The sequence below is a fragment of the Rhodothermales bacterium genome (genome assembly GCA_041391505.1).
Lineage (GTDB): Bacteria > Bacteroidota > Rhodothermia > Rhodothermales > JAHQVL01 > JAWKNW01.
The window spans coordinates 16,447-43,384 of sequence record JAWKNW010000010.1; the positions used below are offsets into that span (position 1 = coordinate 16,447).

Consider the following 26,938-nt stretch of genomic DNA (forward strand, 5'->3'; position numbering starts at 1 on the left):
TCAGGTCATGACGCCGGCCCCCCACCCCAGGCGCTCCGCCTCGGAGCGGGCGAGCGCAGGGATGTCCCGGTCGATCAGGGTGCGCTGGAGAATCTGGACGCCCAGGCGGGCTGGCTGACGAGGGCGTCGAGCTGAACGAGGTCGCCGTGCGTGGCGTCCGCCGTCGTAGACGGCCAGAGGGCGCGCACGCCGGCGGGCGAAAGAAGCCCCGCTGCCTCGACGGGACGCGTCGCTGAGGTAGTCGTCGGCCAGGGTGTGGACCGCGTTGCGTTTTGCGGCATCGGTGTGCGCGGGCGGCGCCATGAAGGCGAACTTCTCGCGCCGGTACAACACCTCGGGAAGCAGCCCTTTCATCGCCTCGCGCAGCACGTATTTCTCGACGCGGCCGCGGATGCGGACGTCGGGCGGGAGCTGCGCGGCGAACGCGGCGAGGTGGTGATCGAGAAACGCCGGCCGCGCCTCCATGCTGTTCGCCATATCCACCCGATCCCCGCCCCAGGTCAGAATCTGCCCTTCCAGCATCGTCTTGATCCACACATACTGGGCGATATCGAGCGGATGGCGTCCGCGGATCGCGTCGCCGTCGAGCGCCGCCGCGATGGCCTCGCCGGGCCGGTAGCCGCCGAGGGCGTTCCGGATGCCGGGCGCGAGCAGCGCCGGCACGCGGCGCGAGGCCATCAGCCAGGGTTGCAGGCACGAGGGCGTAAAGCCGCACAGGGCCTCCAGCGACGGGTCCTCCACGGTTTCGGCCGCCAGCATGGCGCCGCTGAACAGCTGGTTCGACTCCTGCAGGAGCGCCTCCATCGCGGCCCGCTCGGCAGGCGGCAGGTCGTCGAGGCCATGCAGAAACAGGTCGCGGCGGAAGCTCGGGTAGCCGCCGAAGAGTTCGTCGGACCCCTCGCCGGTGACCACCACCTTGTAGCCGGCCTCGTGCACGTGCCGGCTCATCAGCAGCTTGGCGACGCCGAGGGTGTTGTAGATGGTCCGTTCGGTATGCCAGTGCGTCTCCACGAAATGGTCGTAGAGGTGCGCGGCGTCCAGGGCGAGCACATCCTGGTCGGCGCCGACCGAGGCCGCCATCGACGCCGCGATCGCGGTCTCGTCGTAGGCCGCGTCGTCGAAGCCGATCGTGAAGGCCTTCACGGGCTCCTGCCGGCTGGCGGAGGCGAGCCCCAGCATCGAGCAGGAGTCGATCCCGCCGGATAGATAACATCCTACCGGAACGTCGGCCACGAGCCGAAGCTGGACGGCCTCGATGAGCCGCTCGCGGACCTCGTCGATGTAAAAGTCGTCCGCCCTGCGCGGCCCCCGCGCGCCGCCTTCAGGGAACGGCATGTCCCAGTACCCCAGGTCTTCGATCCGAAAACCGTTCGGCCCGCGCCGGACACGGAGCGCGTGTCCTGGCTTCACCTGGTGGATGTTTTTATACGGCGTCGTGCCGGGCACCATGGTCTGCATGAGCTGGTGGAACACGCCGGCGTCCGAGAAAGCCCGCCGGACGTCCGGATGGGCGAACAGCACCTTCACTTCCGACCCGAACACGAGTGCGTCCGCCGTCTCCGTCCAGTACAGCGGTTTGATGCCGAACCGGTCGCGGACGAGCACCAGCGACTCGTCCGCCGCATCGTACAGGGCGAAGGCGAACTCGCCGCGCAGCTGTTCGAGCGTGCCTTCCAGACCGAGACGGGGATAGAGATGGAGGATGAGCTCCGAGTCGCTTTTCGAGCGGAAACGCGCGCCGCGCGCGGTGAGGCCGGCGCGGATGCGCGGGAAGTCGTAAAACTCGCCGTTGTGCGTGAGCATGAGCCGGCCGTCGGCCGAGACCATGGGCTGCCGGCCGCGTTCTTCCAGGTCGATGATGGCGAGCCGCGCATGGCTGAACCCCACGCCGCGCTCCGGCATCACGTGCCACCCGAAGCCGTCCGGCCCCCGATGCGCCTGGATGGCGGCCATGCCGACGAGGATTTCGGGGTCGGGCGGGGTGCGGGGGTCGAGGTGCATGTATCCGGCAATGCCACACATAGGCGTTCGAGATCCAGGTTGAGGTAAACGGAAGAGGACGGCGCGGGCGTCACCGCTCGAGGTCAGGCAGGGGCGCGTCGACGAGCAGGTTGATCCGCTGGGTCAGCGCCGAGAGCAGGGCCATGCGAATAAAGACGGCGCCCCGCGCCTGCGCGAAATACCAGTTGTGGGGCGTGGCGTCGAGGCTGGCGTCCAGCTCTTCGCCACGCGCGAGCGGGTGCAGCACGATGGCGCCGGGTTTGAGGGGAGAGCCGGCGTGCAGTTGCAGGTCGCCGGTGAGCCGTTCGTAGGTGTCGCCGATCCAGGCGATGGCGTTGATGTAGACGACGTCGCACGCCGGCAGGACGCCGCGCAGCTGCCGTTCGACGCACACCCGGAGACCGCCCCGCTCGAGTTCCTCGCGTTGCCCCGGGGCGAACAGCTCCTCGTTCGGGTTGACGACGACGACTTCCTCGATGGCGTCGGCAAACAGGGTCAATAGCAATAACAGGCTTCGCACCGTCCGCATCTTGCCGGGCGTCCCGACGACCGCGATCCGGATGCGGCCTCCAGGGGCTCCGAACGCGAGATCGGGGCGCCACTTGAGCAGGGCGAACAGGTCCGTCAGCGCCTGCGTCGGATGCTCGTCGATCCCGTTGCCGGCGTTGATGATCGGGATGCGCAGCCCTTCGAGCATGGCGTAGACCGAATCCTCCGCGTTGTCGCGCAGCACGACGAGGTCGCCGTAGTTGCTGAACATCTCGGCGACGTCCTGGAGGCTCTCCCCTTTCGCGATGCCGGTCGTCGCGCGGTCCGTGATCGAGATGACGTCGCCGCCGAGCCGATGCCAGGCGCTCTCGAACGAAAGCCGCGTGCGCGTGCTGGGCTCGTAAAAGGCGGAAATGAGGATTTTCCCGGGCAGCGGCGGATGGAGCAACGCCGGCTTGGTCTCGATCAGGGCCGCAAGGCGGCAGAGCTGGACCACGGACTCGCGCGTGAACTGGCGAACCGACACCACGTGGCGATGCGCGAGATCGAGCAGCGGCTCGGGCCGATCGGGCAGCGCGTCGAGCAGCGCCTGGGGGCGCTCGCTCCCGGTAACGCCGTTACGCACCTCGACCGGTCGGTCGAGCAACGGATGGAGTTCGGAGGTCGTCACCATAGTTCACCTCGCCGCGCGTCGCGTATCAGCAGACCGATCAGGGCGGCCGGCGCCACGGCGCTCGCCACGAGCGCCAGGACGATGAGTATCGAGAGGGTTGTTTCGGACAGGATCATGGGTTTTTCTCCAGGGAAAGCGCGTCGGCCGGCGTCTCGCTGAGCTGGTCCCACGCGAAGGTGGCCGGCCAGCGCCACGTGGTCAGCAGGGTGATCGTCATGGAGACGGCGGCGCCGACGAGCGCCGCGACATAGAAGCCGATCGTGAAGTAGGCGGCGAGCCCGAGCAGGCTCCCCAGCACCATGCTCCACAGGGCGCCGGCAGCATTGGTGCGTCTCCAGTAGAGTCCGGCGATGATCGGCCAGATGGTGCTCGCCACCAGGGCACCGGTAAAATGAAGCAGGCTGGCGAGGGTGGTCAGGTTGAGCAGACAGACGAGCCAGGTGACCGCCCCCAGCAGCAGGGTCGTCGTCGAGGCCGCCTTCCGCATCTGGACGGAGCTGGCGCGGGGCCGGATGTGTTTTTTGTAGATGTCCTCGACGATCAGATCGCTGGTGGCGGCCAGGAGGGAGTCCAGGCTGGAGGCCAGCGCGGAAAAGATCACCACGAACACCACCACGGCGCCCGAGGTACCCAGCAGGTGCGCCGCCACGAGGGGTCCGACCATGTCGGCCCGCGGCACGTTGAGGCCGAGGGAGGGGGCGGCGAGCGCGACAAAACCGGCCGCGATGGGGATGGGTGTCCAGAACAGGCCGGCGATCAGATAGGCCTTGAAGCCCACCCCTTCGCGGAAGGCGAAGGCGCGGCTCCACCACACGTTCGAGTGGAAGATCTCGCCGACGCCGAAGAGCAGGTTGTTGAACAGAAACATCAGCGCGGCCGGCATCAGCAGGTTGAGCAGTTCGGGGCGCTCCGCCCGCAGCGTCGCGTGCATGTCCGGGATGTCGATGGCGCGCAGCGTGAGGACGCCGAGCGCCACGACGCCGATCACGATGATGATCGTCTGCACGAAATCCGTCCCGATCACCGCCTTGAGCCCCCCGAGCAGCGTATAGGCCACGCAGATGGCGAGGATGACCGTAATCCCGACCGGAAAGGGGATGCCGCTGAGCGATTCGATGAGCAGGCCGCCGGCCATGCCGAGGCTGACGAGCCAGCCGGCGCTGTAGACGAGCGAAATCACGAGAAAGACGCGCCAGGCGGCGACGCCATAACGCAGTCGAATGAAGTCGCCGCTGGTATAACCCCGGGGCATCAGCATCCGGATGCGGGCGGCCATCGGCGCGAAGAGCAGCAGCCCGATCGATCCGAGCGAATAGCCGATCATCCCCCAGAACCCCATCTGATAGGCCAGTTGAGGCGCCACCATGGTGGTGTTGCTCGTCACCCAGGTCGCCATCGCCGTCGCGGTGCCCAGCGCGAGCCCGACGTTGCGGCCGGCGAGCATGTAGTCATCCGCCTCCGTGGCCCCCCGCCCCCACCACCAACCGAGAAAAATCCACAATAGGCTAAAAAGAAGGAGGAGCGTGCCCGCGAGCGCGGGCGATAACATCGCCTGATCAACCATGAATCCGGATTTTGTACCTCAAGAAGGGCGTTCGTCGCTCCGCGCGCCGGCGACGACGACGGCGAGCGTCGCGAGAAACACCGCCGCGCCCACGGCGAGAAAGCCGAACGCGCGACGCAGCGGGTGATGGCGCACCGACACGCAGTGCGCGGCGCTCCAGGCGCTCCACGCCTGACGATCGGCCTCGCGATAGCGGACGCGAAAGCAGCGTTCCCCATCCGGCTCGCCGCTGCGCGACGTCGCGTCATCGGGGCCCTCGTAGACCACCGCCGGCGTCTCGAAACGACGCGTGGAGTCTGCCTCGAGCTGGTAGCGCGGCGCCGTCGCGGCGGCCGGCGCGGCCCACGAAAGGGTATAGAACCCGGCCGTGGCCACCTGCTCCGCGTCCCCGTTCATGAGGACGGGCGCGTCCGGGTCCTGCGCCATGGCCGGCGCGGCGGACAGCACGAGGAGGAACAGCAGGCATCTCCAGCGGGGCCCGGCCAGGCGATCACTCATGCGCCACGGGCACTGCCGCATCGAGGTCGACGACTTCCTCGGCGTGGGTGACGATGATGCGGCCGTCGCCCGGGTGCCCGGTCTGCGCGGCGTCGCGGATGACCCGCACGACCTGCGGCGCCTCATCGTCCGGCGCGAGGACGACCAGCAGGGCCCGGGGTGTTTGGTCGACCACGTATTCCGTGCCGCGAAAGCGCTCGCTGAACGGGCGATCGCCGTTAAACTCCTGCGCGTCGGCGGTCGTGACGCAGCGGATGCCCTCGGCCAGCAGGGCGCTGCGGACGGCTTCGAGGGCGAAGGGCTTGATGAAAGCCTCGATTTTTTTCATGTTCAGATCGGGTATGGAGCCTCAGTTGACGAACGTGCCGCCCGGCACCACGTCCGCGGAGCCGCGGTGTGCGGGGCGCGACGGAAACAGGCGTTCGGAGCCCGCGACAGGCTTGAGCTGGGTGAACCACGTCGCCTCCGGATCGAAGCGGGCGAAGAAGGGACGCCGCACCCGATCTGCTTCCCGGGCCTGGATATAAGAGAGCACGAAAACGCGTTCGTCGTTCAGCATCGTCGTTCCCTCGATCACGACTTTCCCCCAGAAGGTGGACATGGATGGGCCGCGCACCGTGCGGGCGAGGCCGGAAACACGCTGATAGGCGCCCTGGAAAATGGTATACGCGCGGGCCAGCGGTACCGAGAAATGGGTTTTGCTGCCGGTGTCGCGTTCGACGAACATGTAGTAGGGCACACAGCCGAGGCGCACCTGATCCTTCCACATGCGTTGCCAGACGTCCGGGTCGTCGTTGATGTGGCGGACGAGCGGCGACTGGGTCCGGATCTGCGCGCCGGTACCGCGCACCCGGCGGATGGCCTCCTGGGCGGCCGGCGTGTCGGATTCCTTCCAGTGGTTGAAGTGGGCCATGAGCGCCAGATGTTTGCCGGCGGCGGTCACTTTTTCAAACAGACGCAGCACGTCGTCGGCATCGGCGTCGCTGAGGAAGCGGTAGGGCCAATAGGTCAGCGATTTGGTGCCGATGCGGATGGTCTGGATGTGCTCGTATCCCGGGCCGAGGAGGGGTTCGATATAGACCGCGAGGTTGCGCGCGCTCATGATCATCGGGTCGCCGCCGGTGAGCAGCACATCCGTGATTTCCCGGTGTTCGGCCAGATAATCCAGAAAACGCCTGGCCTGGTCGGTGGCAAAACGAAGGTCCGCCCCGCCGACAAACTGCGGCCAGCGGAAGCAAAACGTGCAATAGCTGTGGCAGGTCTGCCCGTTTCTCGGAAAGACGAGACACGTTTCCCGGTACTTGTGCTGCAACCCCGGCACCGGTTCGTTGTCCAGTTCGGGCACGTTGGCCGTCATCTGGCCGGCGGGATGCGGGTTCAGCTCCGCCCGAATGGCGCGAACGATCCGGTCCCGTTCGGCGCGCGGCGCCTCCCGGCGCAGCGCCTCCGAGACGAGGGAAAAGTGCGCCTCGCTCAGCATGCCCCGTTGCATGAACGTGAGCTGAAACATCGGGTCGTCGGGGACGCGCGTCCAGTCGATGAGTTCATCGACCACATAGCTGTTGACGCGAAAGGGCAACACCTGCCCCACGACGCGCAAGGCCCACTGCTCCTCGGGCGATAGCAGGCCGAACTGGGGCAGCGCATCGATGTTGCGCAGGGTATAATACGTGACTTCTCTGGGCGAAACGGACATAGGCAATAGAGACAACTTCAGGATGGTGGGAATGCGCCAACACGGCGGACCCGGTGCGGCGAGGCCGGTTGGCGAAGGCGGTAACGGAACGTCGCGCGGTGCCAGATGGCCGCAGACGGCGATAGCCGGGCGGCGCGTGGCGGCGAGGGTCCAGGGTATCCGATCCCGTCGGATGTTGAGCGCGGCAAAAGGGCTCTGACGAGCCGACACGCGGGTGGATGATAATCTGCGGACGGACGGCAGTCGGCAGCGCCGGGTAGCGTCCGAGATGAGCGGAGTGAGCTGGCATTGCGCCCGGGCATGGGCCGAATGAGCTCCGGATCTCCAGTGCGCGTCCGAAGCGGATCGCGCGGATTCTGCCGGGGGTGGCAGCGGGTTGCCGTTAAAAAACGGACCCGTCTAAAATAAGAAGTCAGCTTTTGGATGCAAGTTTTTTTGCAATTGGCGTCTCGCAGAGGGATTCTCAACCCGCCGGCGCCGATCGGGATCTTTCCGTAATCGACTTGCTTTTAAGCGATACCCCATACAGTTTTAGGACTCAGTTGAAGTAAAGCTTGAGATTCCTGATATTGTTGGAATGGAAATTGACTTTCGATCCTTCATGCTCCGCGCTGCACTCCCCTGCCTCCCGCTTCTCGTCGCGGCAGCCTGTCAGACCCCGCCGCCTGACGCCTCCGCTGCCTTTGTGACACTGCTCGGCCAGGACACCCTTGCCGCGGAGCAGTATACCCGTTCGGAGGAGGTGATCCGCGCCGAGGTCGTGCTCCGCACGCCCGTCGTCGCGCGTCAGACGTACGCGCTTTTTCTGGACGATGCCGGCCATATGACGCGTTTCGAGTCGGAGAAACGGCCGGCGCTCGGGGGCGACATCGAGTCCCAGCTGATCACCCGGTACGACGACGGCTTCGCCGTGGCCACCACGCGCCAGGGCGAAACGCGGATTGACTCCATCGAGGCGCCGGCCGAGGCCCTGCCTTTTCTCGACATGCTGCACTGGCCGTTCGACCTGATGCTCGAACGCGGCTACGCGGCGCCCGGCGGGGTGTACGAGCAGCCCCTGCTCGTCGGCAATCAGGCGCTGAACTTCGAAATCCGCCGTCTATCCGCCGATTCCGTCACCGTGACGCATCCGTTCCGTGGCACGATGGGCGTCGATGTGGACGCCGCCGGCCATCTCGAGCAGCTCGACGCGGCCGGCACGACGCGCAAACTCAAGGTATTCCGAAAACCCGCGATCGACCTCGAGGCGCTTGCCGCGCGGTTTGCCTCCATCGAGGCAAGCGGCAGGCGCTTCGGCGACCTCTCGGGGCGGGGCGAGACCGCCGCCACGATCGACGGCGCCACGATCCTCATCGACTATGGCCAGCCGCTGAAGCGAGGCCGCGTCATTTTTGGCGAACTCGTGCCCTACGGGACCGTGTGGCGCACCGGCGCCAACCGCGCCACCCATTTCCGGACGGACCGCGCCCTGCAGTTCGGCAACCTCACGGTGCCGGCCGGCGAATACACCCTCTTTACGATCCCAGCGCCCGACGGCGGCGTCCTGATCTTCAACACGCAGACCGGTCAGGGAGGCACGACGTACGATGCCGAACGCGACCTGGGCCGCGTCCCCCTGGCCGTCAACCCGCTCGAACAGGTGGTGGAACCGTTCACCATCGCCGTGGAGCCGGCGAACGACGGCGGGGTCCTCCAGCTCATGTGGGACCGCACCGCACTCGTCGCTCCATTCCGCGTACGATAACCTTTTTTCTCAACAAGGCACCCCAGCATTGCCATGCCACGCATACATCTCCCTGCAGCATACCGCAACTCCCCCGCGCAACCCGGCTGGAATCGCCGGCACTTTCTGAAAGCCGCCGTCGGCACCTCGTTCGCGATCGGCCTGTTCGGCTGCGACGTCACCGAGGAGGATCCGTTCGAGATCTACGACGGGCCGGAAATCACGGAGGCGGACTTCGTCAGCTTCAATGCCGGCTACTACGACATCGGCATCGACGGCAAGACGCAGTTCCCGCACACCGCCGTGCTGAACGGCGCGCCCTCCGGCACCACCGATCCGATCGCCATCGCCTACCGGATGCAGCGACTGATCGACCTCGACGACGCGGTGACGCTCGAAACCATCGTCGACCACCTCCTGCTCGCCCAGGAGGACGGGGCCTCCTTTATCAAATACCGCGGTCTGCTGCCCGCGCTCGACTTCAACGCGAGCAGCACCGGCTTTGAAAAGACGTCGGCCGACTTCGAGATCCAGGCCAACGCCTGCCTCTCCGCGCGCGTCGCCATGACGGCCCAGGCCTACACCGGCACGCCGCTGGGCACCAAAGCCATGCAGTTCCTCCAGAATCAGACGGAGGGCTACAACTACTATTTCGTGCAGAACGAACTGCTGTTCTCGACGGCCGGCAACGCGATCACGTCGGAGCTGAACACGGGGCGCGTCGACCTCCTCTTCGAGGAGTTTTATGCCGAGATGGCCTTCGTGCTGAGCTACTTCGTCGGCCATTCGGTCCTGCTCGACGATCCCACCATCGGGATCGAGGCGTGGAACGTGCTGATCGACCCCGCCGGCGTGCCGACGGACAGCACCAAGGACTCCTTCACCGAACTGATCACGTTCGCGACGCCCCTGGCGAAAAACGGCAGCGCCTACCAGTACTTCCATCCGCTGTTGACCCTGCCGCTCAACGCCCTGAGCACGACGATGCAAAACGGGCTGTACAACGTCCTGTACGCCTATCTCGACGCCGCCCGTTTCGGCAACCTGCCCGGCATCTATTCCGGCGGGCCGGATCTGGACGGCGCGTTCGAGGAGGAAAACGGGCTGAGCATCCTGGCCTCGGGCAAACGCTTCGAGGGCAGCCGGCAACTCGTCGTCACGGTTGACGCGCTGGCCGCCGCGCTGCGCCTTTTCCCGGCCGAATCGCAGGATCGGCAGACGGTCCGCCGCTGGATGGGCGTCTACGACGGCGTGGCCGGCGTGCGGGACACGGCCGGTCTCTTCGGCAGCATCGGCCGCAACGGCGATGTCGTGCCGGCGATGTACGCTCGCCAGAACGGCGCGATGATCCTGTTCGAGACCACGGGCCCCGCCCATCTCGAAGCCTTCCTCGAAGCCGAGGGCCGCACCACCCTCGCCGAGATGTTCGCCAGCGTCGAAATCACGCACGAAGGCCTCCCCATCGAAAAGGTCAACGCCCCGCTGCCCCTGCCTCCGATGCAGACGCAGCTGTTTACGTCGATCTAGGGGCTCGCTGGCGCTCGCGGTCATGACCTCGCTAACGCTCGAGGGCATGAGTTCGCTGACGCTCTCTGGCAGGAGCTCGCTACGCTCGCGGTCATGAGGCAGGCAGAAAGTCCTTCATGGAACTGCCCGTCTCATGACCGCTTTTTTATGTCAAAATGAGCTCCATCTCCACACACCGCATCCAGACCGTTCGCCTCCCGACGGCGCTCGCAGCAAGCCACTTACCGCGAGCGCCAGCGAGCCCATGACCGCGCCAGCTCCCGACCGCGAGCCCCAGCGAGCCCATGACCGCGAGCGCCAGCAAGCCCATGACCGCGAGCGCAGCAAGCCCATGACCGTGCAGCTCCTGACCGCGAGCGTAGCAAGCCCATGACCATGCAGCTTCTGACCGCGAGCGCAGCGAGCCAAGCACGACTTTTTTTATCGGATCGTTTGCCCTGCCGCCCGGTAGAAGTGTGGCGTTTTCACCTATACGTGACCGGCGACTTCCGCTACAGATTCGGGCGCCGATGTACTGTATATTGCTGCACCTCGCGCTGGAAGCGCTTTTTCCTTACGAGTTATACACGCATCCTTTATAGATCATGGTTACCCGGCAACTCATGAGTCTGTCCCAGTACGGGATCGACGTCAATCAGGTATTTTATTGCGCGGCGCCGCCGGCGCTGTACGAACTGGCCCTCGAACACGACAAATCGGCCGCCCTGGCGGATTCGGGGGCGCTGATCATCTCCTCGGGCAAGAAGACGGGCCGGAGCCCGAAGGACAAACGCATCGTCGAGCATCCGGACAGCCAGGAGAACATCTGGTGGGGGCCCGTCAACATCCCGGTCGACGAGCACACCTTCATGGTGAATCGCGAGCGGGCGACGGACTACCTGAACACCTGCGAGCGGCTTTATGTGGTGGACGGCTTCGCCGGCTGGGACCCGAAATACCGCATCAAGGTGCGCATCATCTGCTCCCGCGCCTACCACGCCCTGTTCATGCACAACATGCTGATCCGGCCCACGCGGGAGGAGCTGGCCGATTTCGGTGAGCCCGACTACGTGATCTTCAACGCCGGCGCGTTTCCCGCGAACCGGCTCACGCGCCACATGTCGTCGAAGACCTGCATCGAGATCAGCTTCGAGCGGCAGGAGATGGTGATTCTGGGCACCGAATACGCCGGCGAGATGAAAAAAGGCGTTTTTACGGTGATGCATTACATCATGCCGAAGCGCGGCGTCTTTTCGATGCACTGCTCGGCCAACGAAGGCGCCGACGGCAACGTCTCCCTCTTCTTCGGCCTCTCGGGAACGGGCAAGACGACCCTCTCGGCCGACGCGAGCCGGCGCCTGATCGGCGACGACGAACACTGCTGGTCCGAAGACGGCGTCTTCAACATCGAAGGCGGATGCTACGCCAAGGCCATCGACCTCTCGGCCGAAAAAGAGCCGGAGATCTACCGCGCAATCCGCTTCGGTACCCTGCTCGAGAACGTTGTGTACGACCCGGTATCGCATGCCGTCGACTACTCGGACGTCTCCCTCACCCAGAATACGCGCGCGGCCTACCCGATCGAATACATCGACAACGCCAAGATTCCCTGCGTGGGCGGGCATCCGAACAACATCATCTTCCTCACCTACGACGCCTTCGGTGTCCTGCCGCCGGTCAGCCGGCTCTCGCCGGCCCAGGCCATGTACCACTTCATCAGCGGCTACACGGCCAAGGTGGCCGGGACGGAAGATGGCGTAAACGAACCCGAAGCGACGTTTTCGGCCTGTTTTGGCGCGGCGTTCCTCGTCTGGCACCCCGGGAAATATGCCGAGATGCTCGCCGAGAACATGGAAAAGCACTTCGCCAATGCGTGGCTGATCAATACGGGGTTCACGGGCGGCGCCTTCGGAACGGGCCGGCGGATGAGCCTCAAAAACACGCGGTCTATCATCGACGCCATCCACGACGGCACCCTCGCCCAGATTCCGACGACGGAAGACCCGATCTTCGGCCTCGCGATCCCGAACAGCTGTCCGAACGTGCCGACCGAGATCCTCAATCCGCGCAATACCTGGGCGGACAAGGCCGCGTTCGATCGCACCGCCCGCAAACTCGCCAGCCTGTTCGCGAAGAACTTCCAGCAGTACAAGGACGGCTGTGGCCCGGATGTGGTCGAAGCCGCTGAACTGCTTGAAGCGGCGGTGACGGTGTGAGGGTTAGGGAGTGCGGGGGTGTGGGAGGATTAAGCGTTCTATTGCGCAAGCGTACCTGCGCAGACTCCCATCCCCCCAGACCCCCATACTACCACACTAACCTACCTCCCCTCGCCGTGCTGCTCGCGGTAGTGGACTTTCAGCCAGTCCTCGCCGTAGTCGTTGTTCGGATCGCGGACGATCGTGTGGATGTGGTTGGCCGCGCCTTCGCCGACGCCGCGTTCCCGCATGTATTCGATGAGGATGGAGGGGCCGTGCACGCGGTAGTAGTACCGTTTCGCGATGTCGTCGGACGGGCCGATCCAGGTGAAATAGAGCTTTTCCAGGCCGTCCGCCTCGATTTTTTTCATCTGGGCGTCGGCGGCGTCGAAATCGGCGTTGGCCACGTATTCGCGAACGAGATGCCAGAGCAGCAGCTGCTGGTTGGCGTTCAGCTCGCTCGCCGGCAGCCCCTCGAAGGCCTTGATGTCGCCGCGTCCGCCGGGTCCCTCCACGATGTCGCGCGGCACTTCGTCGCTGAGGATGGCCTTGCGCCGCTGCGCCGCATCGAGGGATTGCACCATCTCGTAGCCGCGCTCGACCTCGTGCGAGAGCACGCGCCAGCCGGCCATCGGCCCGCTCGCGACCTCGTACGGCTCCGCGCCGAGGAAAAGCGGCGTGAAGGCGACCTTGCCTTCGGCTACGGTGAAGTTGGCGGAGAGGTGATGCCCGGAGAGAAGCCAGGCCCAGTTCGCGTCGACCGCCGGGTCGCCGAAGAACGAGAACCAGTAGTTATCGGACGTCCAGCTCGCGATGAGGGTGTTCATGCGCTCGTTCGAGGGCATTTCGCCGCGTTGTTGCCGTTCGAGCGACTGGTCGTGGAGGATCTCGTCGAGCCACATGATGCCGGACATCTTCGCATAGCCCTGGCTGCTGGTCGAAGCCTGGATGAGCCGATGCAGCAGGATGCGCGTCGGGGCGTCGAGGTCGCCGAGACGGACGCCCTTGCGCGCCACGAACGACGCCGGCAGGTTGCTCCAGGTCGTTCGCGCCACCTCATCGTCCAGCCTGAACATCGCCGTCTGCCGCGCCTCGGGCGACAGGGCTTCGAGCAGCTGTACGGCGGCGGCGGTCATCTGGACCGCCGACGACGTGGGGTCCGGCGATTGCGCGCCGGCGATGTGGACCGCAAATACCCCGGCGATCAGGAGGGCAGGCAGTGTACGGCAGGTGCGCATGATGGGTCTGTTTGATGGCTATCCGACTGTATCGACGCCGCAGGATACGGCGCATTCCGCGATCTCCCAAAAATCTCCCCCATTCACCGCCCGGCCAGCAGCGCATCCCGGAACCGCTCCATCCCGACGTATCGCGTATGGTACGTCTGCCAGTCGGCTGCGTGGCGCTGGTACACGGGGTCGTCGAGCAGGCGCGTCGGGGCGCGGTCGTACGCCGCATCCGCATGGGAAGGCAGCGGCAGCACCGTTTTGCCGAAGACCGTGTTGTAATCGCCGTCCTTGACCCATCCGTCGCCGATCAGGACAAAATCTCGCTTCCAGCCGGCCCGCGGCGACGCCGGGGCCTGAAATTCAAACCGCATTTCATCCCCGGCATTCATGATGACGTAGCGATCGTCGACGCCGGCGAGCAGCTCGCGGACATCGCCGAAGCGGGTATAGTAGCCGACGAGATCGCGCCAGCGGGGTCCGGTGCTCTCCAGTTCGTCGTAGGCCGGCGTCTCGGGGGACGTCCGATCCGGCATGCGCAGCGCCGAGAAGCCGCGGTAACGCAGGTCGGCGACTTCGGGATCGAGCCGGCGGGTTTCGACCGCGGCGTCCGGCCGGTGCGCGGCCCACTGGATCTGATCCCAGTAAATCTCCAGGTTCGTGCGGAGCCGGATGCGCCTGGGAGCGCCGGGGTCGATGAGGCCGGTCAGGTCGATGAGCACGGTCTTGGTCTTGCCGGCCGGGAAGCCGAGGTTTTCGCGCACCATCCGCCATCCCCCCTGCCCGTCGTCGACGTCGAGGCTGAGGCCCTGCGGGCGCACGGCGCCCTGACTGATGGCCACGTTGATCGAGCTGTCCGTGGGCCGCACCCATCCGAAGGCAACGAGCGACGCCGGCGCGCCGGCGGGGAAATCGTCGCCCAGATCGATTTCGATGGCGTGCTCCCGCGTGATGCCCTGGTAGGCGCCCGGACCGAAAAAAGCGAGGTGCCGGCCGTCCCGCTCGCGCGCCAGATCCGTCAGGTCGTCGCCCCGGTCGGAAACGACCCGGGCGACCGGTCGCGGCCGATCCATCACCTGCACCTCCATGGCCGGCGCCGGGATCGCGAAGCGTTCGTCGACAAAGACCTCCGTGTCCTCGGGATGATCGACGACGAGGAGCGAAACATGGTCGAAGAAATGCGTCTCCCACAGCTCGGCCGTGATGCGGACGTCATAAACGCCGTCGCGCGGCGCAAGGGCCTCGCCCGGAATCTTGACCCAGTCCTCGGTGGTCACCACGCCGGCGGTTTCCTGGGCGTTGATCCGCAGCCCGAGCGGCGACCGCCAGATGAAGTCGGTGACGAACCGCATGTCGTGGCCATCGAACGTAAAGAGCCAGGGACAGGAGCCCTTCAACCGCTGAGGGGTGAAGACGGAGGCGCCGGCTTCGAGGTCGAATTCGCTCTGGATGTCGCCATTGGGCCAGATGAGGCGGATGACGTCCGACGTGGTGTGCTCGCCCATCCCGAGATGCACGATGGGTGCGGTGATGGGGGCTTTCTGGAACAGCATGCCGGCGCGCAGCTCCACCTCGCCGCCGATCGTGAAGGCGTTGATGCGCTGATCGCCCAGCGCCTGCCCGGCGCGGGGTCGGATGACCTGCCAGGCATAGTCGCGCGGGCTGGATGCCACAAACCGCTGCGGTGCGCCATCGGACGCGAGAGCGAGCAAGTCGAGCAGTCCGTCGCCCGTCAGGTCGGCGATGGCCGCGGTGGCGGCATCGACGCCCGAAGGCAGCACCACCAGTTGCCCCGGCGCCTCGGCCAGCCAGATGCGCGTCGCGTCGCCGATGGATGCGGCGAGATCGATCGCGCCGTTGTTGTCGAGGTCGCCGGCGAAGAGACGGGCCGCGCCGGACGGAGGAGCCGGCCAGGACGCCACCGCGCGGCGCTCCCATGTCCCGTCTTCCTCATGCGCGGTCCATGACGTCAGGTTGCCGGCCTCATCCAGCGCGATCACGTCCATGACGGCGTCGGCGTCGAGGTCGGCCACGGCGAGGGCGCGTACCGGCGCCTCCCCCGCATCGAGGGCCCGGTAGGCGAACTGCCCCAGGCGCTGGTTCAGGTAGGCGTGCAGGGCGCCGGCGGCGTCGGCAAAGACCGCGTCGGGGTCGCCGTCGCCATCCATATCGGCCCAGGCGAAGGCCCGCGCCTCGCCGACATCGGCGAAGGCCGGCAGCGGCGCAAACGTCCCGTCGCCGTTGTTGCGCAGGACGCGCGGGGGCGCGCCCGGGACGGCCAGGACGAGGTCGATGTCGCCCTCGCTATCCACATCGGCGGCCCAGACGTCGGTGTACGACCCCGGGAGCGTGACCCGGGTGAAGGCGCCGAGCGAATCCTGCCTGAAGAGCGCGACGCCGCCCGGGCCGGCTACCGCGATATCGTTGCGGAAGTCGTAGTTGAAGTCCAGCGTCGCCACACCGAAGCGGTCATCCGCCCCGATCACATCCGCGACGGCATACCGCCGGCCGCCGGCGACGAGTTCGCCGCCTTCGATCAGGATCGGCTCCATCGTCTCGCCGGTCATCGAGACGGCGTCGGTCCAGCGCACGGCCGCGGCGTGGTCAATCGGTTCCGCCCGATAGGCGAGCTGCACGTCCGCGGGGGCCGGTTCGGGCGCCGGCGCCGGCAGCCACACGAACGACGTCATCAAGTCGCCGATGGCCTCCAGCGGGGTCTGCACGACCGACAGGTCCTGCCGGTAGCTGAAGGTGCCGAGGAGCAGGTTTCGCAAGAAGCCGGTCTGCACACGGGCGGCCTGGAAGGTCCCTGCGGACAGGGCCTGGCGGAGTTCGTCGAGCGTCTGCGTCGCCTCGGCGGGCCAACGCCCGGACAGGCCGGCGAGCGTGGCGAGCATGCGCTCGGCGGCGTCCGCGTCTTCCCGGGCTGCCGCGATCCGAAGCCGTTCGATGAGGACCGCCTGGTTGGCCGGGTGCCGCACCAGGATGGCCTCCAGCTGCTGTGCGGCTTCCGCATCGAGGGAGGGGTTGCCCAGGCGCTGGATTTCCTGGACCAGCGCGTAGCGGGCCTTGTCGTTGCCGGGGTCCAGCGCGATGGCCTCCCGGAAACGCGCCATGGCGCTGTCGGCCTCGGCCTCGTTCGAGGCGAGCACCCCGAGCAGGAGTACGATGCGGCTGTTCTCCGGAGCCAGCGTGCGCGCCTTTTCGAGCAGCTGGCGGCCCTCGTCGAAGTTGTTGGACCGCAGCGCCAGCAGGCCCAGGTTGTACCACAGCGCCGGCTCGCCGGGCGCGCGTTCGGCGGCCCGGCGCAGATTCGTCTCCGCGCCGGCGCCCTCGCCGGACTGCACCGAGGCGATGCTTTTGTAGAAGGCGGTAACCGTCTCCCGGTAGGCGTCGCTGCCGGGTTCGGGGAGATCGGGAGCCTGGCAGCCGGCGAGAAAGAGGAAGAGGATCAGGCCTGCGGTACGCATAGGGTAGTTGCTGGTGAAGTAGGCTCCCAATATCCGACATCGGGCCGGCATATTCCAGAATAACCGGGGATGCGGCAGGACAATCGCATGCTCTTCAAACGCGAGCATCTCCCGGTCTGGGGGTATGGGCGTCTGGGGGTACAGGAGGTTTTGCGGTAAAAATGCCCCCATGCACCCAAACTACCATACGCTTCTCACGGCCACGGCGAGAATGCGCTTGCCCTGGGCGATGCGGGCACGATTCCGCGATCGCTCGGCGCAGACGCGTCGCCGGCGCCCCGCCCCGGACGCACAGGGCGCAGCCCATCCACAACTTGCTTTTATTCATAATTTAAATTATATATTAGTCAAGACTAAATTCGATGCGCATGATACACCTCCTCGCATACCTCCTCCTGACGACGCCGGCGTACGACATCGCTTTGCCAGATACCGTGTCATGGCGCTCGCTGGGAGCGGCGTTTGAGGAGAGCGCACAGACGAACAAACCGATCCTGGTCTATATCCGGGCGCCGTGGTGTGGACCCTGCGCGCGGATGGAGCGAGACGTTTTCCCGGCGGTTTCCCCGGCGCTTGCCCTCTTCACGCCGGCCGCGCTGCGGATAGACGATGGGGCTGCGCGGCACCGCATCGGCGGGGAGCTGCTCTCCGAACAGGCGTGGGCGAACCGACTCGGCGCCGAGGCCACGCCAACGCTCGTCTTCCTGGCCCCCGACGGCGCCGTCATCACGCGCACGTCGGGTTTTGTCGATGCCGACTCGCTGGGCCTGCTGCTCGCGTATGTCGGGACGGGCGCCTACCGCCATCGGAAGTTTGGCGCCTATGTCGAACACGTCACCGGAGGAAGGATCCCATGAAACACATGCTGTTGCAGATCGCCCTGTTGGCCGCTCTGGATGCCGCCGCTCAGACCTCACTCGAGGGACGCGTCGTCTCCGGCGACGCGCCGGTCCCGTTCGCCAGCGTGGGGGTGCGCGGCACGACGCTCGGCGCGGCGGCCAATCTGGACGGATTCTTCGTACTCCCTTCGCTGCCGGCCGGCGGGTACCTGCTGGTCGTCTCCGCAGTGGGCTATGTCACCGAGGAGCTCGCCGTCGAGGTGCGCCCCGGGCAGACCAACCGCGTCGAGATCGCGCTTCGAGAAGCCACCATCGAGGCCGGCGATATCGTGGTGACGGGCACCCTCATCGAGACGTACGTAAAGGACTCGCCGGTCAAGGTGGACGTGATAGCGGCTCGTTTTCTCGAAAAGATACCCACGGCCAACGTCATGGACGTGCTTCAGCAGGTGAACGGGCTGTACCAGCAGATCGATTGCGCTGTTTGCGGCACCAACAACATTCGCATCAACGGCATGGACGGCCCCTACACGGCGGTGCTCATCGACGGCATGCCCATCATGAGCAGCCTGGCCACGGTGTACGGGCTGAACGGGATCAGTCCGGCCCTGATCAAGCAGGTCGAGGTGATCAAGGGACCGATCTCCACCCTGTACGGTTCGGAGGCCATGGGCGGCGTCATCAACATCATCACCAAGAGCCCGCAAACGGCGCCGCGTTTCTCCATCAACACCTTTGCGACCAGCGACGCGGAATATGCCGTCGACCTGGGCGTCGTGCCGTCGCTGGGGCGCATCGCGTCCCTCCTTTCGGCGACCTTCTTTCACAACGACCGGTTTCTGGACGACAACGGGGATGATTTCGCCGATCTGACCCTGAACACGCGCGTGTCGTTGTTTGGCAAGACGTCGTTCGCCGACCGGCGCGGCCGGCAGCGACTCGACCTGTCGAGCCGGTATTATGTCGAGGACCGCCTCGGCGGGACGCGCGCATTCATCGAGCGTTTCTCGGACGCCCTGCGCGGCTCGGATACCTTCTACGGCGAAACGATACGCACGCGACGCCTCGAACTCCTCGGCTCCTACTATTTCTCCGACGCCGCCGGCGCGAAGCTGTCGTTCGCCTACAACGACCACCGGCAGGACAGCTACTACGGACGCGACAGCTATCAGGCCTCCCAGTCGACGGGCTTTGTACAGGGCTTGTGGCCCCTCCAGCTGAATGCACGGCATGCCGTGCTGCTGGGCAGCGCCTTGCGCCTGCAGCGATACGACGACAACACGGGGTCAACGGGGCGTTACGACGCGGGAGGCGAGCTGGTCCGCAACCGCCCCGACGACCGGTTCATCCCCGGGCTCTTCGCGCAGCACGAAGCCGTGTGGGGACCGGCAGTCCGTACGCTGGCCGGCATGCGGCTGGACTATCAGGGGGATGCCGGCGTGATCGCGTCGCCCCGGATCAGCGTCATGGTCTCGCCCGGCGAGCGCTCGACCGCCCGCCTCAACCTGGGCACCGGCTTCCGGGTCGTGAACCTGTTCACGGAGGATCACGCCGCCTATTCGGGGGCGCGGGCCACCATCCTCCTGGAAGATCTGAAACCCGAGCGCTCGGTCAGCGGCACGCTGAGTCTGCAACACATCCTCCCGCTCGGCATCCGTCCGTTGACGATCGATCTGGAAGGATTCTATACGTACTTCACGAACAAGATCGAGCCGAATTACGAGACCGCCGGCCTCATCCTCTACCGCAATCTGGCCGGCTCGGCGACGACGCGCGGCCTCTCGCTGACCCTGTCGCAGAGCATGGGCGATCTACCCCTCTCCTATACCGCCGGCATCACGTGGATGGATGTCTTCGTGCGTGAATCCGGCGGGCGGATGCCGCTCGAATTCGCCCCGTCGTTCCAGGGCGCCTTCAACGCGACCTACCGCCTTCTGGGCGGGCTGGCCATCGACTACACGGCCAACCTGACCGGGCCGATGAAGCTGCCGGAATACGCACCCCCCTTCAGCCGGCCGGCGTGGTCGCCCACGTACAGCGTCCACAACCTGCAGGTCACGAAAGACCTGGACCTGCCCGGCGGCTCGCTCGTGCAGGCGTATGTGGCCGTGGAGAACCTGTTCGGCTACACACAGCCGGCGCCGCTGATCGACCCGCAAAACCCGTTTGGCGACCGTTTCGACACCGCGTATGTATACGGTCCCATCCACGGCCGCTGCCTGGGCGCGGGGGTTCGGCTGATGGTGCGGTAAACGGCCCGGGCCTACTCCTCGCCCCAGTCGCAGAGGCGCTCGACGTATTTTGCCGACCCGTCGCGAAGCCAGCCGTCCCGCTGACCGGGATCCTTCAGCTGCTGGCCGCGCATGCGGGGCACGGAGACGAACCGGGTGTCGAGTTCCGGCAGCGCCGTCATGTCGCCCCAGAGCTTCTCGAACTGGGTGACCGGGAAGACGTCCTCCTGGCCCTTGCCCCACCGCTTCTTGACGTCCTTGAGCGTCACGTACGTGGGGATGTGGCTGCCGAGTTCACGGATGGCTTCGGCGACGCGCGCCGGCCGCGACAGGTCGGAGCGCGTCAGCAGGAGCGTCCGCAGCAGCCGGTCGATGTCGATCCAGGTCGTGCTCGTATTGTAGAAGGACAGGCGGTATTCGATGTCCTCGCGCGGCATGGCCAGGCCTTCGACGAGGCGCAGGTGGCCGTCGACGCGGGCGAGGCCGCCCCCCTTGTCCTCGATCTGCCGGGTGATCACCTCGGTCGTGAGGGTGGCGCTCTGCTCGATGTGGTACCCCAGGATGCCGGCATCGATGCTCGCGCCGAGCGTGTCGATGTTGTGCACCATGAGGTATTTGAGCTGCGGGCGGATTTCGAGCAGGTCCGCCAGCACGCCGTTTTTGAAGATATTCAGCACATCGTACCAGTGGCCGACCGGGTGGAGGCACTGTTGGGGGAGGTTGTCGGTATAGTCCGACCCCTCGCCGGCCTGGCGGACCCAGTTGATGAGCGCGGCGCGGCCGCTCTCGCGGACCTTCTGCGCCTGCTCGTCGAGCAGCTGCTGGGGCATCTCTTCCCAGGCGAACCGGAGGTCGCGCTCCATGGGGATGAGGCGGAGCCCGACGTTGCTGCCCGGCGAGAGCATCAGCGGGCCGGCATAGCCGTAGTGGCCCATGTAGTCGAGATGCTCCTTGATCGGGCCGTGCGTCATGTAGCTCGTCGTGATGACGTGGGGCAGGTGCGTGCCCACCTCGCGCGACACGCGCCGGCTCTTGGCCAGATGGATCTCGATAAAGTTGCGGTGGAGCCCACCGATCTTGGCGAAGGGATTCAGCGCCTTGACGACGCCGGCGCCCTTCGTCCATCGGCTGCCGACGCCGCCGGCGAGTGTGACGACGGCCACGGCGCCCTGCTGCATCGCATCCAGCCCGATGGTCTGGTACGGCGGCGGCAACTCAAGGCGGGCATCGAACACGTCGTTGGGCTCCACGTCGTCGATGCGCGACTGGGCCGGCAGCCGGTTCTGCGCCAGCCCGATGCGCCCGCTCCGCAGGTCGGCGCGAATCTGCTCGTGCTGGTACCGGTCGAAGCCGTAACGTTCGAGCAGCTCGTCCAGCGACTGGGTTTCGCCGTCGGACTCCTCCTCGTGCGGCAGCAGGCGGTCGACGAGGCCGGCCACCACGCCGGCGAGTTCGGGGCGCGTCTTCGACGCCACGCCGAAGCGGTCCAGCTCCGTCCGCCGCGACCGCGTCAGCTCGCGGGTGGCGCGGCGCACGAGGATGGGCACGACGAGCACGTAATACCGGGGCGGCATCAGCGCGTCGTCGCCCTGCATGAGCTGCGCCTCGGTGCCGGCTTCGTTGATGGCGAAGTCGTACACCACGGGGTCCATCGCAAACGGGATGGCCTTTTCGAGCCGGGTCTTCGTGTTGTTCATGATCGCCTGGAGGCGCTCGACGGCGAGCTTCTTTTTCTTCGGATCGAAGATGAAGCCCATCCCGCCGCCGGACATGCCGCCCAGCATCCAGAATCCCCAGAAATCGTCACCGAATTCCTTCCGCACCTGGTCGATGAGGGATTCCGTGTAGTAATTGCTCGCCCAGGGGATGATCGTCTGGATCGGCCAGTCGAAGTTTCGCTGGGTGATGGCGCCGATCGACTTGACGTCGCCGTCGCGCAGCGAGCGGACGATATCGTCGAGCAGCTTGATGGCCGCCTGGCGCCAGCGCCACTCCTTGTCCGACCGCAGCAGGTATTTTTCGGTCACCATCTCCAGGATGGGGCCGACATCCTGCGCCATGCCGCCGTGCACGAGCACGAGGCTGTCCTGCAGCCGTTTGCTGGTGTCGCGCGCCACGTCGCCCTTTTCGAGGATCATGTGGTGCGGCAGGAGCCGGCCGCGGCTCACGCCGAATTCCGGGTCGCCCTCGACGGCGTTGACGCCCTCGATCAGCTTGATGCCCGGCCAGATGCCGCCCGAATCCTGCCATCCGCCGCCGGAGCCGCCCAGCCATTCGCCCAGGATGGCGCGCGCAGCCACGGTCCGGCGCTCCTCCTCGCGGAGGGTGCCGGTGAGCGAGCGCGTCTGGTCGGTCGCGCGCATGCAGACCGCGATGAGCGAGGCCAGCAGGTTGGTCGACACCGCGAGGCGGGAGCCTTTCGGGATGTCGTTGACCTGGCTGACGATCTCGATGCCGAGCCCGGGGCCGACCAGCTTCTCCAGCAGGTCGGACAGCGGCTGGCTCGCCCCCTCCATGCCCGGCGGCACGATGCCCGAGGCGATGACGGCGGCCTTGAGGAGCCCGAGATGATCGCGGGCGAAATCGAACACCTCGGCGAGCGTCGAGATGTCCGCTACGGCGTTGAGGTCGACGCTGACGAGCCGCAGGATGGGCTCGTCGATCACGCGGAAATAGGTTTCGATCGGAGGCTTCGGCGTCGTCTGCCCGTTCTCGCCGCGGACGGAGAGATCGACCGATACGTTGAGCACGCGCGCGCCTTCCGGGAAGTCCATCCCGAGAAAGAAAATGTCGCTCCACCCGCTGTGCGTGAGGTCCATGCGGACCGGGGTCGTTTCGCGGATGATCGGGAAGAGGGCGTCGCGGGAGGATCGGTTGACGAGTTCCGGACGGATGCGCAGGGGATGGTCGGCCGGGTGGCCGATCCGAAACATCCACTGGTTGCCCCGCACCGAGCGCACGCTGCGCCGAACCTGGTCGGCCAGGGTCTGGAACGCCAGGCGGTGGTAGGCCGAGGCCAGCGCGCTCGACAGCGCGTCGCTCGGGCCCTGATTCCGCTGGGCCGTCAGGAAGATCTCGAGCGCTTCCTCGAACCGGCGCTTGAGGAGGTGGTTGACGCCTTCGTGCGGGATGTGCCCCGGCTTTTCGCCCTCGTAGCGGCGCGGCAGATGGAAGCGGTGGATCGCGTACAGGAAAAAGAGCGCGCGGACGCGCTCGTAGAGGTTGGCGCTCTGCCGGCGGAACCGGTCCAGCGCCACGCATTCCGCATGCAGCATCTCCGCCGACGCGCCGCGGCAAACCGAATCGAGCGAACGATCACGGTTTTCCGGGTCGCTCGCGCGGATGATGTCGACCAGTATGCTCATGCCGTCTCTCCCAGCGAAGTCGATCCCAGTTCACGGATGGCGAGCAACTCGATGATCCGCGACAGCACCTCGTCGCGGTCCTTGCCGCTCAGGGCGATGGCGAGCTGCGCGTTGAGCAGGCCGTATTTGACGCCCACGTCGTAGCGCCAGTCCTCCGTCTCCATGGCGAGATACTGCTCGCGGTGGCAGAGATCGGCGAGGGCTTCGGAGAGCGAGACCGGGCTGCGGCCGTTTCGGTCCTCAAGTTTCTGGCCGAGGATGTCCATGATCGTCGGCGTCAGCACGTGCATGCCGAAGAAACACAGGTAGTGGCCGGTGCGAAGCCCGGGCACCACCAGCCGCTGTTCGGCTTCGGTGGGCGTGGGTTTTTCGACGACGTGTTCGACGCGGTAGAGGTTCGGCCAGCTCGAGATGCGCTGGACGCCGACCGTCCCGTAATACGGCAGCAGGTTCTCGCGCGTCGCCTGGACGACCGAGATCGAGCACTGCTCCTTGTGGGCCGCCTCGACGAGCCGCGCGGCGCATCCCGTGCCGGAGCGGCTGATGTAGAGGTGATCCCCCACGAGATGGAGGAAGGGATCGGCGCCGGTAAATTCGCGCGCGCAGTAGACGGCGTGGCCGTAGCCGCGCGGCTCCTTCTGATGGACGAAGTGCAGCCGGCCGGCGTGATCGCCCGACACCGCGATGTAGGCCGCCTCGTCGCCCGGACGGACGACGATGCAGACTTCCTCGACGCCGCCCCGGAGGGCTTCTTCGATGATGATGTGCAGGACCGACTTTTCGGTGCCGTCCCGGTCGATGAGCGTTTGCAAGGGCAGGTTGCGCTGTCCCTTGCCGGCAGCCGTGATCACGGCCTTGGTAATCTTCATATTCCAGTTGCGGGCTTAACTCGTAGCTCGTAGCGCGATGGGGCAGGAGCCAGAAGATAGGCGATAACGTGCGGGCAGGATCGGACGCGAATATAAAAAACTACGGCGGGAAACGCGGGGCCGCGGGCGTCTTTCTTCCTTCATTTTGAACGTTTCGTCAACGACTCATGCCGGCGGATTGATCCGGGGGAAAACGAAGCAATCCGGTCGCCTGGGGTCGGAACTCCATCCCGCATCGGGGATTCACAACTTCCGTTCCCTACGGTATCCAGGGCCCCGATCTTTTTCCACCATCCATCCCACCCGCGTCATGGCTACCTCCGCCTATGTCGAGCGCCTGGTCAATCTGATCGATCCGGACGCCAATCTTTATTTTTCGCACTCCCGCGAAGAAGCCGAAGCGGCCGTCGCTTCGGGGGATCCGGCCCGCGTTCGCGCCATCGACGGCCAGTTCGCGATCGTCCAGAAGGAAGGCCGGCTCGTACGCATGGCCCGCTCCATCGGCCGGCCGATGCGGTACTTCCTCGCCAAGCGCATGGAGGGGCCCTGCCTGATCGTCGCCGAGCGCATGGACGAGTTGCTCGGCCAGCTCCAGAAAGAAGGGCTCGACGATCAGTTTCATCCGTCGTACACCCGCATGGTGCCGGCGCATCACGTCGTGGAAATCGAACTCATCGGCTGCCCGGACCCCAACCCGCGCTACGAGCGCTTCTTCACCCCGGAACGCAACGCGCTGCCGGCCGACCTCGACGCCATCGGCCGCGCGTATATCGGCGCCCTGTCGGACGCGTGCCACCGGTGGCTCGACGCCATCCCGGCGCGCGAACCGATCGGTGTCCTCTTTTCTGGCGGGATCGATAGCGGGGCCGTGTTCCTCACCCTCTACGACGCGCTGCTGAAGCGAGGCGAATCGCCGGCGCGCCTCAAGGCCTTCACCCTTTCGGTGCAAAACGGCCCGGATGCCCAGCAGGCGCTCAACTTCCTGGCCTCGCTCGGCCTCGGGATGTTCCTCGAGGTGATGGAGGTCGCGCTCGAAGACCTCGACTACCGCGACGCCGTAAAGGTCATCGAGGACTACAAGCCGCTCGACGTCCAGGCCGCCACCATGGCCCTCGCCCTCTGCCGCGCGATCCGCGCCCGTTACCCGGACTGGCGCTACCTCGCCGACGGCGACGGGGGCGACGAGAACCTGAAAGACTACCCCATCGAGGACAACCCGGAGCTGACGATCCGCAGCGTGCTCAACAACCTGATGCTGTACCAGGAGGGCTGGGGCGTGCACGCGATCAAGCATTCGCTGACCTACTCCGGCGGCCAGAGCCGCGGCCACGTGCGTTCCTACGCGCCGGCGCGCGCGCTGGGCTTCAGCGGCTTCAGCCCCTTTGCGCTGCCCAACGTCATCGAGGTGGCGGAAGGGATCCCGTTTATCGAACTCACCGACTGGGATCACAGCAGGCTCTACGCCCTCAAAGGCGACATCGTGCGCCGCGGCGTCGAAGCCGTCACCGGCATGGCGATGCCCGTGTACGAAAAACGCCGCTTCCAGCACGGCGTCGTGCCGGGCGATGGGTCGGGCGCGTTATTCCCCCAGGGCGACGCGGCCTACCGGCGCGCCTTCGATGCCGTCTTCCGCTGACGCGCAGGCCGGTCTTCCGCCGGCCGATCTCTCGCCGTATCGCCCCTACGCCTGGCTCGCCGAGCCCGAGCGCACCGCCGCCGGCGCGGTCGAGGAGGTCGCCACGATCTTCCTCACCAACCGCCGCTGCCCGTTTTCGTGCATCATGTGCGACCTGTGGAAGCACACGCTCGACGCCCCCACCCCGCCCGGCGCGATCCCGCGTCAGATCGACTACGCGCTCGAACGCCTCCCGCCGGCGCGCCATATCAAGCTCTACAACAGCGGCAACTTCTTCGACGCGAAGGCCATCCCGCCGGCCGACCACCCCGCCATCGCCGAACGCGTCGCGGGCTTCGAGACCGTCATCGTCGAAAACCATCCGAAGCTCTGCACGGACGACGTGCTCCGCTTTCGGGACCGCCTCGCCGGGCAACTCGAAGTCGCGATCGGCCTCGAGACATCCCACGCGCCGACGCTCGCCCGGCTCAACAAAGGCATGACCCTCGACGACGTGCGCCGCGCGGCCGACTTCCTCCTGACCAACGGCATCCGGATCCGCGCCTTCGTTCTGCTGCGTCCGCCCTTCACGACCGAGGAAGAAGGCGTCGAACGCGCCATTGCCTCGCTCGAGTTCGCCTTTTCGCTGGGCATCGGGTGCTGCGCCGTGATCCCGACGCGGGACGGGACCGCCGCGATGGATGCGCTGAGGTCGTCGGGCGACTTTGCGCCGCCGGCGCTGACGTCGCTGGAGCGCGTGGCGGACGCCGGCGTCGCGATGGGCCGCGGCCGCGTCTTCGTGGACCTGTGGGATGTGGCGCGTTTTTACGACTGCGCGGCCTGCGGGCCGGCGCGCAAGGAACGCCTCCACCGGATGAATCTCGAACAGCGCGTCCTGCCGGCCGCCCGCTGCATGTCGCCCAGGTGCGCGGCCTCCCGTTCCACAGCCTGATTCGGACCCCGGTGACGGCGTGGCCC

The 26,938-nt window shown here is 66.3% G+C and carries 18 protein-coding genes; 7 read left to right on the top strand and 11 right to left on the bottom strand.

All coding sequences use genetic code 11. From position 1 onward, the window contains the following. The 7 genes from asnB to R2834_11400 are packed head-to-tail and all read right to left on the bottom strand — an operon-like array spanning position 1 to position 6,921. Entirely contained in the window at positions 1-2,022 is a 2,022-nt protein-coding gene (gene asnB / locus R2834_11370; protein MEZ4700922.1) for an asparagine synthase (glutamine-hydrolyzing), read from the bottom strand. 49 nt (positions 2,023-2,071) lie between these two features. Continuing rightward, complete coding sequence (locus tag R2834_11375; GenBank protein ID MEZ4700923.1) at positions 2,072-3,163, bottom strand: hypothetical protein; 1,092 nt, start codon at positions 3,161-3,163, stop codon at positions 2,072-2,074. Further along, the gene (locus tag R2834_11380; protein ID MEZ4700924.1) at positions 3,157-3,279 is read right to left on the bottom strand and encodes a hypothetical protein; all 123 of its coding nucleotides are present in this window, start codon (positions 3,277-3,279) and stop codon (positions 3,157-3,159) included. The genes R2834_11375 and R2834_11380 overlap by 7 nt, the downstream gene beginning before the upstream one ends. After that, entirely contained in the window at positions 3,276-4,727 is a 1,452-nt protein-coding gene (locus tag R2834_11385; GenBank protein ID MEZ4700925.1) for a sodium:solute symporter family protein, read from the bottom strand. The genes R2834_11380 and R2834_11385 overlap by 4 nt, the downstream gene beginning before the upstream one ends. An 18-nt stretch (positions 4,728-4,745) precedes the next feature. Continuing rightward, the gene (locus tag R2834_11390) at positions 4,746-5,225 is read right to left on the bottom strand and encodes a hypothetical protein (protein ID MEZ4700926.1); all 480 of its coding nucleotides are present in this window, start codon (positions 5,223-5,225) and stop codon (positions 4,746-4,748) included. Then, a complete protein-coding gene (locus R2834_11395; protein MEZ4700927.1) occupies positions 5,218-5,553 on the bottom strand; it encodes a P-II family nitrogen regulator in 336 nt (111 codons plus the stop codon). The genes R2834_11390 and R2834_11395 overlap by 8 nt, the downstream gene beginning before the upstream one ends. A 21-nt stretch (positions 5,554-5,574) precedes the next feature. Further along, the gene (locus R2834_11400) at positions 5,575-6,921 is read right to left on the bottom strand and encodes a hypothetical protein (protein ID MEZ4700928.1); all 1,347 of its coding nucleotides are present in this window, start codon (positions 6,919-6,921) and stop codon (positions 5,575-5,577) included. Positions 6,922-7,522: 601 nt separating this feature from the next. On the opposite strand from R2834_11400, the gene R2834_11405 reads away from it, so the two are divergent. The 3 genes from R2834_11405 (at position 7,523) to pckA (ending at position 12,366) form a co-directional block, all read left to right on the top strand. Next, positions 7,523-8,665, top strand: coding sequence for a DUF2911 domain-containing protein (locus R2834_11405; GenBank protein ID MEZ4700929.1), 1,143 nt, complete (start codon positions 7,523-7,525; stop codon positions 8,663-8,665). 33 nt (positions 8,666-8,698) lie between these two features. Beyond that, entirely contained in the window at positions 8,699-10,171 is a 1,473-nt protein-coding gene (locus R2834_11410) for a hypothetical protein (protein ID MEZ4700930.1), read from the top strand. Between the two features lie 584 nt (positions 10,172-10,755). Next, positions 10,756-12,366, top strand: coding sequence for a phosphoenolpyruvate carboxykinase (ATP) (pckA, locus tag R2834_11415; GenBank protein ID MEZ4700931.1), 1,611 nt, complete (start codon positions 10,756-10,758; stop codon positions 12,364-12,366). A 101-nt stretch (positions 12,367-12,467) separates the two neighbouring features. Here the strand turns inward: pckA and R2834_11420 are convergent, their stop codons facing one another. Beyond that, a complete protein-coding gene (locus tag R2834_11420; protein MEZ4700932.1) occupies positions 12,468-13,583 on the bottom strand; it encodes a DUF3500 domain-containing protein in 1,116 nt (371 codons plus the stop codon). A gap of 83 nt (positions 13,584-13,666) precedes the next feature. Further along, entirely contained in the window at positions 13,667-17,041 is a 3,375-nt protein-coding gene (locus R2834_11425) for an FG-GAP-like repeat-containing protein (protein ID MEZ4700933.1), read from the bottom strand. Between the two features lie 368 nt (positions 17,042-17,409). On the opposite strand from R2834_11425, the gene R2834_11430 reads away from it, so the two are divergent. Both R2834_11430 and R2834_11435 read left to right on the top strand, forming a co-directional pair. Further along, a complete protein-coding gene (locus R2834_11430) occupies positions 17,410-17,898 on the top strand; it encodes a thioredoxin fold domain-containing protein (protein ID MEZ4700934.1) in 489 nt (162 codons plus the stop codon). Further along, positions 17,895-20,132: a TonB-dependent receptor gene (locus tag R2834_11435; GenBank protein ID MEZ4700935.1), complete on the top strand. Its 2,238-nt coding sequence runs from the start codon at positions 17,895-17,897 to the stop codon at positions 20,130-20,132. The genes R2834_11430 and R2834_11435 overlap by 4 nt, the downstream gene beginning before the upstream one ends. Positions 20,133-20,143: 11 nt before the next feature. Here R2834_11435 and R2834_11440 read toward each other — a convergent pair whose 3' ends face one another. After that, a complete protein-coding gene (locus R2834_11440) occupies positions 20,144-23,476 on the bottom strand; it encodes a UTP--glucose-1-phosphate uridylyltransferase (protein ID MEZ4700936.1) in 3,333 nt (1,110 codons plus the stop codon). Then, complete coding sequence (locus R2834_11445) at positions 23,473-24,345, bottom strand: sugar phosphate nucleotidyltransferase (GenBank protein ID MEZ4700937.1); 873 nt, start codon at positions 24,343-24,345, stop codon at positions 23,473-23,475. The genes R2834_11440 and R2834_11445 overlap by 4 nt, the downstream gene beginning before the upstream one ends. Positions 24,346-24,655: 310 nt before the next feature. Between R2834_11445 and R2834_11450 the strand changes: the two genes are divergently transcribed. Beyond that, positions 24,656-25,981, top strand: a complete 1,326-nt coding sequence (locus tag R2834_11450) for an asparagine synthase-related protein (protein MEZ4700938.1) — start codon at positions 24,656-24,658, stop codon at positions 25,979-25,981. Next, positions 25,965-26,912 (top strand): radical SAM protein, encoded by a 948-nt coding sequence (locus tag R2834_11455; protein MEZ4700939.1) that lies wholly within the window; start codon positions 25,965-25,967, stop codon positions 26,910-26,912. The genes R2834_11450 and R2834_11455 overlap by 17 nt, the downstream gene beginning before the upstream one ends. Positions 26,913-26,938: the final 26 nt, after the last annotated feature.